This window comes from Sphingomonas turrisvirgatae (genome assembly GCF_001721295.1).
Classification (GTDB): domain Bacteria; phylum Pseudomonadota; class Alphaproteobacteria; order Sphingomonadales; family Sphingomonadaceae; genus Sphingomonas; species Sphingomonas turrisvirgatae.
On record NZ_MDDS01000046.1, the window covers coordinates 187370 to 199957 of the forward strand.

Annotated in this window: 15 protein-coding genes; 10 read left to right on the top strand and 5 right to left on the bottom strand. The window is 66.1% G+C overall.

All coding sequences use genetic code 11. The annotated features are described in order from the left end of the window. Positions 1–18: 18 nt before the first annotated feature. Complete coding sequence (locus BFL28_RS15465) at positions 19–1113, top strand: sensor histidine kinase (protein ID WP_069321427.1); 1095 nt, start codon at positions 19–21, stop codon at positions 1111–1113. Between the two features lie 82 nt (positions 1114–1195). Beyond that, a complete protein-coding gene (locus BFL28_RS15470) occupies positions 1196–2002 on the top strand; it encodes a LytR/AlgR family response regulator transcription factor (RefSeq protein ID WP_069321428.1) in 807 nt (268 codons plus the stop codon). A 138-nt stretch (positions 2003–2140) separates the two neighbouring features. On the opposite strand, the gene BFL28_RS15475 is transcribed toward BFL28_RS15470, so the two are convergent. Together BFL28_RS15475 and BFL28_RS15480 are read right to left on the bottom strand one after the other, a co-directional pair. Continuing rightward, positions 2141–2434, bottom strand: coding sequence for a DUF3297 family protein (locus tag BFL28_RS15475; protein WP_069321429.1), 294 nt, complete (start codon positions 2432–2434; stop codon positions 2141–2143). Between the two features lie 148 nt (positions 2435–2582). Then, positions 2583–2969, bottom strand: coding sequence for a hypothetical protein (locus BFL28_RS15480; RefSeq protein WP_069321430.1), 387 nt, complete (start codon positions 2967–2969; stop codon positions 2583–2585). A gap of 158 nt (positions 2970–3127) precedes the next feature. Between BFL28_RS15480 and BFL28_RS15485 the strand changes: the two genes are divergently transcribed. The 7 genes from BFL28_RS15485 (at position 3128) to pal (ending at position 8058) form a co-directional block, all read left to right on the top strand. After that, positions 3128–3529, top strand: a complete 402-nt coding sequence (locus tag BFL28_RS15485) for an EVE domain-containing protein (RefSeq protein WP_119184621.1) — start codon at positions 3128–3130, stop codon at positions 3527–3529. A gap of 53 nt (positions 3530–3582) precedes the next feature. Further along, positions 3583–4035 carry a tol-pal system-associated acyl-CoA thioesterase gene (ybgC, locus tag BFL28_RS15490; protein ID WP_069321431.1) on the top strand — a complete coding sequence of 151 codons (453 nt, stop codon included), beginning with the start codon at positions 3583–3585 and terminating at the stop codon, positions 4033–4035. A 7-nt stretch (positions 4036–4042) separates the two neighbouring features. Further along, positions 4043–4771, top strand: coding sequence for a protein TolQ (gene tolQ / locus BFL28_RS15495; protein ID WP_069321432.1), 729 nt, complete (start codon positions 4043–4045; stop codon positions 4769–4771). Then, a complete protein-coding gene (gene tolR / locus BFL28_RS15500; protein ID WP_069321433.1) occupies positions 4771–5205 on the top strand; it encodes a protein TolR in 435 nt (144 codons plus the stop codon). The genes tolQ and tolR overlap by 1 nt, the downstream gene beginning before the upstream one ends. Then, on the top strand, positions 5205–6107 hold the full coding sequence (locus BFL28_RS15505; protein WP_241527358.1) for a cell envelope biogenesis protein TolA: 903 nt from the start codon (positions 5205–5207) through the stop codon (positions 6105–6107). Before tolR ends, BFL28_RS15505 begins: the two co-directional genes overlap by 1 nt. A 3-nt stretch (positions 6108–6110) precedes the next feature. Continuing rightward, entirely contained in the window at positions 6111–7472 is a 1362-nt protein-coding gene (gene tolB, locus BFL28_RS15510; protein WP_069321434.1) for a Tol-Pal system beta propeller repeat protein TolB, read from the top strand. Between the two features lie 70 nt (positions 7473–7542). Then, positions 7543–8058 carry a peptidoglycan-associated lipoprotein Pal gene (gene pal / locus BFL28_RS15515; protein ID WP_069321435.1) on the top strand — a complete coding sequence of 172 codons (516 nt, stop codon included), beginning with the start codon at positions 7543–7545 and terminating at the stop codon, positions 8056–8058. A 37-nt stretch (positions 8059–8095) separates the two neighbouring features. Here the strand turns inward: pal and BFL28_RS15520 are convergent, their stop codons facing one another. From BFL28_RS15520 to BFL28_RS15530, 3 genes are read right to left on the bottom strand one after another with little or no spacing between them, the layout of a single operon-like run. Further along, positions 8096–8968, bottom strand: a complete 873-nt coding sequence (locus BFL28_RS15520) for a S1/P1 nuclease (RefSeq protein WP_069321436.1) — start codon at positions 8966–8968, stop codon at positions 8096–8098. Further along, positions 8965–10128 (bottom strand): acyltransferase family protein, encoded by a 1164-nt coding sequence (locus tag BFL28_RS15525; protein WP_069321437.1) that lies wholly within the window; start codon positions 10126–10128, stop codon positions 8965–8967. The genes BFL28_RS15520 and BFL28_RS15525 overlap by 4 nt, the downstream gene beginning before the upstream one ends. 9 nt (positions 10129–10137) lie before the next feature. Beyond that, on the bottom strand, positions 10138–11334 hold the full coding sequence (locus BFL28_RS15530; protein ID WP_069321438.1) for an acyltransferase family protein: 1197 nt from the start codon (positions 11332–11334) through the stop codon (positions 10138–10140). A gap of 110 nt (positions 11335–11444) precedes the next feature. On the opposite strand from BFL28_RS15530, the gene ispG reads away from it, so the two are divergent. Continuing rightward, positions 11445–12587, top strand: coding sequence for a flavodoxin-dependent (E)-4-hydroxy-3-methylbut-2-enyl-diphosphate synthase (gene ispG / locus BFL28_RS15535; protein ID WP_069321439.1), 1143 nt, complete (start codon positions 11445–11447; stop codon positions 12585–12587). Position 12588 lies beyond the last annotated feature (1 nt).

Consider the following 12588-nt stretch of genomic DNA (forward strand, 5'->3'; position numbering starts at 1 on the left):
GAGACTCCGCCCAACCGCATGCAAAATCCAGCCGTCCTCTCCCGCCCCTTCTTCGAACAGAAGAGCCGCGCCTTCTGGATGCTGCAGGGCGCTGGCTGGGGCGGCTATCTCCTGCTGCGCGCAGTCTCGAACTTCTCGAATCGCACCTTCAGCTTCGAGGATCTGATTCGCGTCACGATCGAGGCGATCGTCGGCTATTGCATCACGTTGCTGCTTTCGGCGCTGTTCGGCTATTACCGCCGCCTGCCGCGCATCACCGGCATCCTCGCGACCGTCGCCACGCTGGCTGCAGCGACGCTGATCTATGCCATCCTCACCGCCTTCACCGTATCCGTCATGCGCGGTGCACCGGGCATCGAAGTGCCGCTGGTGCTGGGCAGCCTGTTCCTCAACTTCACGGTGCTGGCCGGCTGGTCCGCGCTCTATTTCGGGATCAACTTCTACCTGATCGTCGAGGATCAGGCCGATCAGATGGTACAGCTCGAAAGCCAGGCGTCCTCGGCTCAGCTCGCGATGCTGCGTTATCAGCTGAACCCCCACTTCCTGTTCAACACGCTCAATTCGATCTCGACGCTGGTGCTGCTGAAACAGACCGATCGCGCCAACGCGATGCTGGCTCGGCTGTCGAACTTCCTGCGCTACACCCTCGCCAACGAACCGACCGCGCACGTGACGCTCGCGCAGGAGGTCGAGACGCTGAAGCTATACCTCGAGATCGAGAAGATGCGCTTCGAGCAGCGGCTGCGCCCCGAATTCGATGTCGACCCGCGCACCATGAAGGCGCGGCTGCCCTCGCTCCTGCTTCAGCCGCTGGTCGAAAACGCGATCAAATATGCCGTGACGCCGCAAGAGGAAGGCGCGGAAATCCGCGTCGGCGCGCGGCTCGCCGGAGAACGGGTGCAGATCACCGTATCCGATACCGGCCCGGGATTGATCGAAGGCAGGAACCGGCCAAGCCTTTCAACCGGGGTTGGGCTCACCAATATACGGGAACGACTGGCGCAGGCGTTCGGGCCTGACCATCGTTTCGAGACGCGGGCGGACCCCGGCCGGGGCTTTCGCGTTGAGATCGAAATTCCGTTCCAGCTGGAGGAGCAGCGCGAAGCGGCCTGAAGCCGGAACGACAAAGGCAGGGGAATGGACGCGGCACCGGGGGCATCGGCGCCGCACGACATTTGAAGGTGAACGAGGTACCATGACGATCCGCACCATCCTGGTCGATGACGAACCGCTGGCGATCCAGGGGCTTGAGCTGCGGCTCCAGGCCCATGAAGATGTCGAGATCATCGACAAGTGCCAGAACGGGCGCGAAGCGATCCGCGCGATCAAGACTCACAAGCCCGACCTCGTCTTCCTCGACATTCAGATGCCCGGCTTCGATGGCTTCTCGGTCGTGCAGGGCCTCATGGAAGTCGAACCGCCGCTGTTCGTCTTCGTCACCGCCTATAGCGACCATGCGATCCGTGCGTTCGAGGCGAATGCGATGGATTATCTCATGAAGCCGGTGGACGAGGCTCGGCTTGCCGACACGCTCGAGCGGGTCCGCCAGCGCCTCACCGAAAAGCGCGGCGTGGAGGAAGTCGAGAAGCTCAAGGAAGTGCTTGCCGAAGTCGCGCCCGACGCGGCCGAGGAGCATCTGTCGAGCGACGGCAACGCCGAAGTCTCGTCCAACCGTTACGAAAAGCTCATCAACATCAAGGATCGCGGCCAGATCTTCCGTGTCGATGTTGATACGATCGAGGTGGTCGAGGCCGCCGGCGATTATATGTGCATCAAGACCGCGGACAACACGCTCGTCCTGCGCGAGACGATGAAGGACCTGGAAAAGCGCCTCGACCCGCGCCGCTTCCAGCGCGTTCATCGCTCGACCATCGTCAACCTCGACCAAGTCAAGCAGGTGAAGCCTCACACCAACGGCGAATGCTTCCTTGTGCTCGATTCAGGCTCGCAGGTGAAGGTCAGCCGCAGCTATCGCGACGTGGTCGCGCGCTTCGTTCACTGATGTAGCGGGTCGTTCAAGCACAAACCGGCACAACGAAACAGGCGTCATCCCGGCGAAAGCCGGGATCTCGTGCGGCGCCGTTCCCGGCGGCCGCACCGCACCATGGCATGGGATCCCGGCTTTCGCCGGGACGACGGCTTATGCGGCAGGATCGCTGTCTCCAGCCGCGCCGTCCGGCTCACCCTCTCCGGCCGCTGGCGTCTCGAACCACGCCTTGACCTCGCCGTTCAGCTTGATCGTCAGCGGATCGCCCTTGCGGTCGGTCTTCTTGCCCAGCTGCACGCGGATCCAGCCTTCGGAGATCGAATACTCCTCGACGTCGCGGCGCTCGTTGCCCTTGAAGCGGATGCCGATCCCGCGCTGCAGCAGCGCCTGGTCGAAATAGGGGCTCTTCGGATTGACCGAGAGCCGGTCGGGAGGTGTGTCGCTCATGGGTGCGGGCCTCTAAAGCATTTTCAGCAAAAGTGGGAACCGGTTTTGCGCCCGAAAATGCGTCAACAACGGCGCCGATCGTGCGCACCAGAAAAAGCGGCGCGAGGATGAACCCCGCGCCGCCCCTGCTACCGCTATCTAGGGAGTGTTAGCGGCAGTAACGAACCCGCACGCGCTGGCCCGTATAGGGGTCCCACACGCGCCGGACCGAGCAACCGCGCCAGCCGCGGCGCTCATAGTCGCGATAGTAGAAGCTATCGCGCGGATAATAGCCGCGCTGGCGGTAGTAGCGGTCATAGTCGTTGCGGCGATCATAATCGTAATAGCCGCTATAGCGCCGGTCGTAATATCGGTCGCGGCCCGACCCTGCGATCGCGGCACCGATCGCGATGCCGGCAATACCCGCCACGATGGCGGCCCCGCCATTGTCGCGATCGCGATACCGATAGCGCTGGGCCTCTGCCGGGGCGGCCGCGGTGAGCGCGGTGGCGCCGAGGGTGAGACCGAGCACCGCCTTGGTGATGGTGGTCTTCATGACTTCCTCCTGTGCATCTGCACGTCCTGACGCCTCAACGCTTTGAGGGGCGTCCAGGATGCGAGATTGCCCGATTCGGCCTGAACCGGCGCGGAATCGCATGTTCACTTGCGGTTTAGCTGTTTGGCGCGTTTAGGAGGGCGCAAAAGGAGATATCCGTGGCGCTCTGGCTGATGAAATCCGAACCCGATGTGTTCAGCTGGGACGACCTCGTCCGCGACGGCAGGACTGAATGGGACGGCGTTCGCAATCATACCGCCGCCGGTAACCTGCGCGCGATGAAGGTCGGCGACCGCGCCTTCTTCTATCACAGCAATATCGGGCTCGAGATTGTCGGCATCATGGAAGTGAGCCGTGAGGCCAGGCCGGACGGCGATGGCAAGCATTGGGTCTCGGTCGAGATGAAGCCGGTGGAGAAGCTCGAACGGCCCGTCACGCTCAAGCAGGTGAAGGCCGAGCCGAAGCTCGCGCAGATGGAACTGGTCAAATATTCGCGGCTGTCGGTAGGCAAGGTCTCGCCCGACGAGTGGAGCCAGGTCATCGACATGTCGAAAGCGTAACGATCTCGCGGCGGGTTCCCCTGCGGAGTCGCCTCGGCTAGGGAGGAACGTCCATGCCTGCCGACGACCTCACCATCGCCGGCCGCTTCGACGGCCTCGAGCATCGCTTTCCGGTCCGTGTCTATTTCGAGGACACCGATCTGTCAGGCGTGGTCTATCACGCCAATTACCTGCGCTACATGGAACGCGGCCGGTCCGACATGCTGCGCTGTGCCGGGATCGACCAGCGTGCGGCGCATGAGGGCGGTGAAGGCGTGTATGTCGTGCGCGATCTCGCGATCCGCTACGCTGCGCCCGCCCGGCTCGACGACATGCTCGTCGTCATCAGCCGGCTGGTCCGCATCCGCGCGGCGTCGGTCCATATTCATCAACGAGTCATGCGCGGTGACGAAATGCTGACCCAGGCAGAGGTCGAGGCCGCGTTCGTGGCGCCATCGGGGCGTGCGAAGCGGCAACCGGCCCGGTGGGTGGATGCGTTCGTGCCGCTGCTGTGGAAGGAAAGCTGAGCGACACATGGATCTGTTCCTGAATACCGACGCCGCGACCATGTCGCCGATGGCCCTGTTCATGCAGGCCGACTGGGTGGTGAAGGCGGTCATGCTCGGCCTGTTGCTCGCCAGCATCTGGACCTGGGCGATCATCGTCAGCCTGCTCGGCCGCATCGGCAAGGTGCGCAAGGCGGCGGACAAGTTCGAAACCGACTATCGCCGCACCGCCGATATCGATGCCTTCTACCGCGGCCATGGCGACGAGGATCATCCGATCGCCCGCGTCTTTGCCGCCGGCGTCACCGAATGGCGCCGCTCCACCGGCGGCCGCACCGTCGACCGTGAGGGCACGCGTGAGCGGCTCGCCACCACGATGGGCGCGGCGGTGGCGCTTGAGATCGATCGGCTGTCCGATCGCCTCAACATGCTGGCGACGGTCGGCTCGGTCGCGCCGTTCGTCGGCCTGTTCGGCACGGTCTGGGGCATCATGCGCAGCTTCACCGCGATCGCCAGCGAACAGAACACCTCGCTCGCCGTCGTCGCGCCGGGCATTGCCGAGGCGCTGTTCGCCACCGCCATCGGCCTGTTCGCGGCGATCCCGGCGGTCATCGCCTACAACCGCTTCAGCCACGGCATCAACAAGGTCGAGGCGCGCCTCAACCGCTTCGCCGACGGGTTCCACGCGACCTTGAGCCGTCAGCTCGACGACGGTCCCGTCGCCCCCGCCCAGCAACAGCGTGGCACGCTGCTCTGATGGGTGCGCAGCTTCCCTCGGGTCGCGGCAAGGGCCGGCGCGCGCCGATGGCGGACATCAACGTCACGCCATTGGTCGACGTCATGCTGGTGCTGCTCATCATCTTCATGGTCACCGCGCCGCTGCTCACCGCCGGCGTGCCGGTGAACCTGCCCGAAAGCCGCGCCAAGCCGCTCGACCAGGATCAGCAGCCGGTCCAGATCTCGATCGACGAAGCGGGCAAGATCTATCTCGACGATACCGAGGTGGCCGAGGCCGGCCTGCCCGCTCTGCTTGAAGAGATTGCCAACAAGCGTGGCGAGGACAAGCCGCAGATCTTCGTGCGCGCCGACACCCGGCTTCAGTTCGGCAAGGTCATGACGGTGATGGGCGAACTCAATCGCGTCGGCCTCAACAAGGTCTCGCTCGTCACCACACCGGTGGACGGCGGCTGATGGCTGTCGCGATCGACCGCAGGGAAGGCACCGCGCTCGGTGTGGCCGTCGTCGGCCACATCGTGCTGTTCGGCCTGCTCTCGGTCGGTTTCCTCGCGACGCCCAATCCATTGAAGCTAGAACCCACGCCGATCGAAATCTCGCTGACCGACGAGGCCAGCCTGCAGAGCGAGGCGCCCCAGATCCAGAAGGAAGCGCCGGCCGAAAAGCTTGCCGAGGAACCCGGCCCGGTCGAGCCGGAAACCCCGCCCCCTGCCCCGCAGCCCGATCCGCAGCCGGTCGCCCGTCCCGAACCGACGCCGCCCCAGCCGGTTGCTCAGCCCGAGCCGCGGCCGCAGCCCAAGCCGGTGCCCAAGGCGCAGCCTCAGCCCAAGCCGCCCGCGCCCAAAGCTCAGTCCAAGGCGCAACCTCAGCCCAAGGCGGCACCGGCGCAGCCCAAGGCTCAGCCCAAAACGGCGAGCCAGTCCAAGTCGCCGGCCCCTTCCACCAACCGCGTCGCGCGCCCGACCGGCCGCCTCACCGGCATCGTCGACGGCCTCACCGATCAGCCGAGCAAGGGCAAGGCGACCACGCCCCCCGCGACCGCGATCGGCGCTCAGGTCAAGTCCGCGCTCGCCGCCGAGGTGATCCGCCAGCTGCGCCCGCACTGGAAGGCGCCGACCGGCGCGGACGTCGAACTGCTGCGCACGCAGGTCGAGATCCGCCTGAACAAGGATGGCACGCTCGCCGCGCCGCCGCGCGTGATCGGCCAGACCGGCGTCACCGACAGCAACCGTCCGCAGGCCGACCTGCACAAGGAGCGCGCCATCTCCGCGGCGAAACTCGCCGCCCCGTTCAAGCTTCCCGCCGAATATTACGAAGCGTGGAAGCTCATCACCCCGACCTTCGACCGGAGGCTTTGACCGATGAAGTCCGCTGCTGCCCTGCTCCTTCTCGCTACCGCCGCGCCAGCGCTGGCGCAGACCCCGCCCCTCATCCCTGCCCCCACGCAACCGGGCCAGGATCAGGGGTTGTCGGTCGACGTCACCGATGAATCCGCACAGGACCTTTCGATCCTCATCCCCGCCATGCCGACCAGCCAGCCGGTCGATACCCCCGCCGGCAACACCCAGGCGCTGGGCCGCCAGATCGCCGATGTGATCGCCGCCGACCTGCGCAATACCGGCCTGTTCAAGCCGGCCGGCCCCGACGGCATCCGCGCCGTTCCCTTCGGCGAAGTCCGCGCGCCCGATTTCGGCTATTGGCGTGGCGCCTCGGCCCAGGCGCTGGTTCAGGGCTATGTCCAGGCCGGCGCCGGCGGGCGGCTGACGGTCGGCTGCTATCTCTACGACGTCGCGCTCGGCACCGAACTGACGCGTCAGGGGTTCGAGGTCGGTCCGTCCGACTGGCGCCGCGCCGCGCACAAATGCGCCGACGCGATCTACACCCGCCTCACCGGCGAAGGCCCCTATTTCGACAGCCGCGTCATCTACGTCTCGGAAACCGGGCCGAAGAACCGTCGCATCAAGCGGCTGGCCATCATGGACCAGGACGGCGCCAACCACCGCTTCCTGACCAACGGCCAGTCGATCGTGCTCACCCCGCGCTTCTCGCCCGACGAGCGGCGCATCGCCTATATGAGCTACCAGAACGACAAGCCGTCGCTCTACGTCTACGACCTCGCCGCCGGCACGCAGCGGCTGCTCGTCACTGATGTCAGCCTTGCCTTCGCGCCGCGCTTCTCGCCCGACGGCCGCTGGATCCTGTTCACCATGTCGACGGCGGGCAATGCCGATATCTACCGCATCTCGTCCTCGGGCGGCACGCCGCAGCGGCTGACGACCGGCCCGGGCATCGACACCGGCGGCAGCTATTCGCCCGACGGCAGCCGCATCGTCTTCGAAAGCGATCGTTCGGGTACGCAGCAGCTCTATGTCATGAACGCGGACGGCTCGAACCAGCGCCGCATCAGCTTCGGCAGCGGCCGGTACGCCACGCCGGCGTGGAGCCCCCGCGGCGATCTCATCGCCTTCACCCGCATGGGCGGCGGCTTCCGGATCGGCGTCATGAGCCCGCACGGCAGCGGCGAGAAGCTGCTGACCGACAGCTGGGGCGATGAAGGGCCGAGCTGGTCCCCCAACGGTCGCGTGCTCATGTACTCGCGTGGCGCGCAGGGTTCGTCGGGCAAGTCCGACATCTGGGCGGTCGACCTGACGGGCAAGACCTCGCGCCGCATCGCCACGCAGCTCGACGGCTCCGACCCCAGCTGGGGTCCGATCCGCCCCTGATCCGCAACCCTTTCACCCCGCGCTCGTTACGTGAGCGCACCATTCCGAAAGAAGCCTAGGGAGAAGAACCATGGCGAAGCTCAAAACCGCCCTCATCCTCGCAACGATGGCCGTCGCCGTCGCAGGCTGTCAGAAGAAGCGCCCCGAGACGCTGCCACCCGGTCCCGGCGCCGTCGATCCCGGCACTGCGCCCGGCACTGGCGACAATATGGGCGCCGCACAGCCCGGCACGGCCGCGCATTTCAAGCAGAACATCGTCAGCGACACCGTGCTGTTCGGGCTCGACCAATATGACATCGACGCCGACGCGCGCCGTATCCTCGACAGCCAGGCGCAATGGCTGACGCAATTTCCCAACACCCGCATTACGGTCGAGGGGCATGCCGACGAACGCGGCACGCGCGAATACAACCTGGCGCTCGGCGACCGCCGCGCCAACGCTGCGAAGAACTATCTGGCGGCGCGCGGCGTCTCGGCCGGCCGCATCACCACGATCAGCTATGGCAAGGAACGCCCGATCGCCCTGGGTTCGGACGAAGCCAGCTGGGCGCAGAACCGCCGCGCGGTGACGATCGTTCTCAACTGACGACCTGGCCCCCGTCGCGGTTCGCCGCGACGGGGCTTCAGCGCTTCGGCGCTTCGGGCGGCGGCGGGCCGAACGCTTCGTCCAGCAACCGCGCCAGCCGCAATCCGCCACGCGTGATCTGCGTGCGCATCAGCGGCACCAGCCGCTCGACCGCCGCATCGTCCAGCTTGCCGCGCGCCGGCACATCGGCGCGGCACGGATCGCCGCCGAACGCCTCGGTATAGGCGGTCCGTGCCGCTTCCCAATTCTCCCGGCTCCAATCCTCCACCGTGCCTGCGCCCATCGCCACGCGCTCGGCCGGCGAATGTGCGACGATCAGCGGCGCAGGAGTCGAGATCGCGCGTTCGGCCAGCAACCCGTCCATGATCGAATGCAGGTTCAGCCGCTCGGGGCCATAGATGCCGTAATCGCTCCGCGCGCGATTACCGCCCAGATCGGCCTTGTCGCCCGCGTGAAGCGGCTGGTGCAGGTCGCCCATGAAGTGAACCAGGAACACCAGCGCCATCACCTTCTCGCGAACCGGCACATCCTTGTCCTGCAACAGCTTCACGTCGCGCTCGACCTGGGCCGACACGCAATTGCCGTCCGGACAATTGCCCTTCAGCGTAAAGGGCTTGCAGATGTTCACGTTCTGATAGTGCCAGTTATAGGCATAGCTGAACCGCTGCCCCAGCGGCTTGACGCAATCGGCCCACACGCTAGCCTGCTCGATCGTCTTGGCCGGACAGGTCGGCGTTTCCAGCAACGCTTGCCGCGCCAGCAGCCGGTCGATCGCCGCGCGCGTTTGCGGCTTCACGTTCCTGTAGGCGATCGACGCGATCGTCTCGTGCCCATATTCCCAATAGGCCGATGCCGGCGTGGCGATCATCGAAACGGCGAGCGCCAGCGCGGCGGCGATAAAGCGAATCATGCCCGCCCCTTACCCGTTCCACTGGCCAAGGGGGAGAGGGACCGCCGCGCCATGCGTAGCCCGATCAGCGGCCGCATCAGCGGCACCTCGCGGCCATAGCGATAGAACAGCCAGCAGCCGATCGCCGTCACCGGCACCAGCACGATGAACTCGACCACTTCGGGCACCCGCCATTGCAGCAGGAAATACATCGCGACCACGATCACGGTCTGGTGGATGAGGTAGAAGGGAAAGACCGCTTCGGTCAGCATCGCCCGCCATTGATGGTCGCGGTTGAGGAACACCTCGGCAATCCCGTTCAGCGCGACGATCGTCATCCAGCACTGGATGTAGCGCGCCGCCAGCATCACGCGCCCGACCACCCAGGGCGGCTGCTCGACATAGGCGATCTCGATCGCGACCGAGACGATATAGGCGGCTAGCCCCATCGCCGCGGCCGGCTTCCACAGCCGCGCGATCCACGCCATCACCGGCTCCGATCCCGCAAGCGCGAAGCCGAACAGCACGGCCGGGAAAAAGGCCAGATGCGCGACGCCGTCATTGATCACGTCATGGCTGTCGCTCCACCGCTGGAACACCACCACTTGGGTCAGCAGCAGATAGGCGGCGGGCAGCCACAGCACGCGCGTGCCCGCAAACGTCCGGTCGAACATGTGCTGCGCCCAGCCCCCGCCCGGCAGCATCGCGATGACCGTCAGCGCCAGCGTGTAGAGCCAGAGATAGCCGACAAACCAAAGGTGGTTCCAGGTCGGGAAGATCAACCCATGGAACTCCCCGAACCGCCAATATTCATGCGTCCAGAAATGCAGGTAGCCGCGCGAATACAGATGCTGGGTCGTCAGCTCGACCCAGCTTTGCGGCGGCACGACGACCGCAATTCCGAACAGCAGCGGCACGATCAGCCGATAGGTCCGGTTCGCGACGAAATGCCCGGCGCCCCGTGACTTCAGCCACAGCGCGCGGCTGGCATAGCCCGATACCAGGAACAGCAAGGTCAGCCGCCACGGGCTGGTGAACAGCATCGGCACCGTCACCCACTCGGCTGGATGCAGCGTCTTGGCGTGGAACGGCCACGGCACGAACACCATGCCGATATGATAGAAGATCAGCAGGCCGAACGCCCCGATCCTCAGCCAGTCCATGCCATAATGACGTTCCACGCCCGGGCCTTAGCGGGCGAGCGCGGTCCGCGGAAGCCGCACTGGCGCGACACGCGGCCCCAGCCCGATCAAGGGCCGCAGCCAACCGATCTCACGCCCGATCAGATAGGCTATCGCACAGATTGCCGCCGTGCCGGTCAGCAGCGTGGCGAACTCGACCCACGGATCAAGCCTTAGCGGCAGCGACCACCAGGTGATCAGCACGATCGCCGGCTGATGCACCAAATAGAAGGGGAATACCGCCTCCGCGATGGTCCTGCGCCAGCGATGGTCGTGGTTCCAGAAGCGGTTGGCCAACGTGAACAGCACGATCGTCATCGACCACGCCATCATCGCCTGCGCGGCCCGTTCCGCCGCCATCCACCCGTGCGGCGGGATCATCTCGCCAGGAAAGCTCGTTTCGACCCACGCCACCACCATGCCGGTCGTCAGCGCCATCAGCGCCGCGACCTTCCACACCCGCTGCAGGGCCGGCCACAATTGCGGCGATCCGGCGAGCAGGAAGCCCGCGACGAACAGCGGGAGATATTGCGAATGGCCGCCCCAGTCGCGCAGCAGGCCATGTTCCTCCTCGACCAGGAACAACAGCCCGACCTTGGCAATGGCCAGCAGCCCCGCCGGCAGCCACAGCACGCGCCAGCCCTTCGCCAGCCAGTCGATGCCGGCCGCGACCCATGCCGCACCGCGCGGCGTGCGATAGGCCAGCACCGCCGCCAGCACCATCGTGTACGCCCATAGATAGGCGACGAACCACAGATGCTCCCAGCTCGGGAACAGCCGCCCGTAATAGTCGCCCCAGCGCCAGTAATCGCTCGTCCAGAACCGCAGATAGCCGTGCGGGTACCCCGCTTCGTGCACCCGCACCCACATCTCGATCGGCACCAGCACCGCCATGCCGAACGCAAGCGGGATCAACAGCCTCTTGCTGCGGGTGGCGGCGAACGCCGCGCTGTCTCGCGTTTTTTCGAGCAGGTGCCACGAGGCATAGCCCGAGACCGCGAACAACAGCGCCAGCCGCCACGGCGTCACCAACGACATGGGCACGATCAGCCAGGGATAGCTGTGGTTCGTCTTGATGACCCAGGTCCAGGGCGCGAACACCATGCCGATATGATAGAGGATCAGGATGGCGAACGCGGCGATCCGCAGCCAGTCCAGCCCGTAATGGCGCCCCGTCGGCGCGCTGCTTCCCCGGGCTTGCGTCACCGCCGCGCTATAGCGCCGCGTCTCTCACCAATTGGTTAGCGCCACGCCCGTCCTTCCGCGCCCGCACGCGATCGGCTATAGGCCCGCCAAACCTCCGCAAGGATCTTTCCATGTCCGTCCGTCCCTGGCGCGATATCGCGCGCCGCCAAAGCCGTCAGATCATGGTCGGCAACGTCCCCGTCGGCGGCGACGCGCCCGTCACCGTGCAGACGATGACCAACACCGAAACGTCCGACGCGCGCGCGACGATCGACCAGATCCGCCGCTGCGAGGAAGCCGGCGCCGACATCATCCGCGTCTCGGTCCCCGATGTCGAAAGCTCGGCGGCGCTCAAACAGATTGTCCGCGCCGCGCGCGTGCCGATCGTCGCCGACATCCACTTCCACTACAAGCGCGCGCTCGAGGCCGCCGACGCCGGCGCCGCCTGCCTGCGCATCAACCCGGGCAATATCGGAAGCGCCGACCGCGTGAACGAAGTCGTCAACGCCGCCAAGGCGAACGGCTGCGCGATCCGCATCGGCGTCAACGCCGGCAGCCTCGAAAAGGATCTGCTGGAGAAATACGGCGAACCCTGCCCCGAGGCGCTGGTCGAATCCGCGCTCGACCATATCAAGCTGCTGCAGGACCGCGACTTCCACGAATTCAAGGTCGCGGTAAAGGCGTCCGACGTGTTCCTCGCCGTCGCCGCCTATCAGCAGCTCGCCGAGGCCGTCGACTGCCCCCTCCATCTCGGCATCACCGAAGCCGGCGGCTTCGTCGGCGGCACGGTCAAGTCGGCGATCGGCATCGGCAACCTCCTCTGGTACGGCATCGGCGACACGATCCGCGTGTCGCTCTCGGCCGAACCCGAAGAGGAAGTGCGCGTCGGCTTCGAGATCCTCAAGGCGCTCGGCATCCGCAATCGCGGCGTCCGCGTCGTCTCATGCCCCAGCTGCGCGCGCCAAGGCTTCGACGTCATCCGCACCGTCCAGGCGCTCGAGGAACGCCTCCAGCACATCCGCACGCCGATGTCGCTGTCGGTGCTAGGCTGCGTCGTCAACGGCCCCGGCGAAGCGCGCGAGACCGATATCGGCCTCACCGGCGGCGGCAACGGCAAGCACATGGTCTATCTCTCCGGCGTCACCGACCACACGGTCGAAAGCGCCGACATGCTCGACCACATCGTCAAGCTGGTGGAGGCCAAGGCGGCCGAGATCGAAGCGGGGAGCGGCGAGCCCGCCGCGGGGGCTTGCCCCGCCCCACCACGCCCCTGAC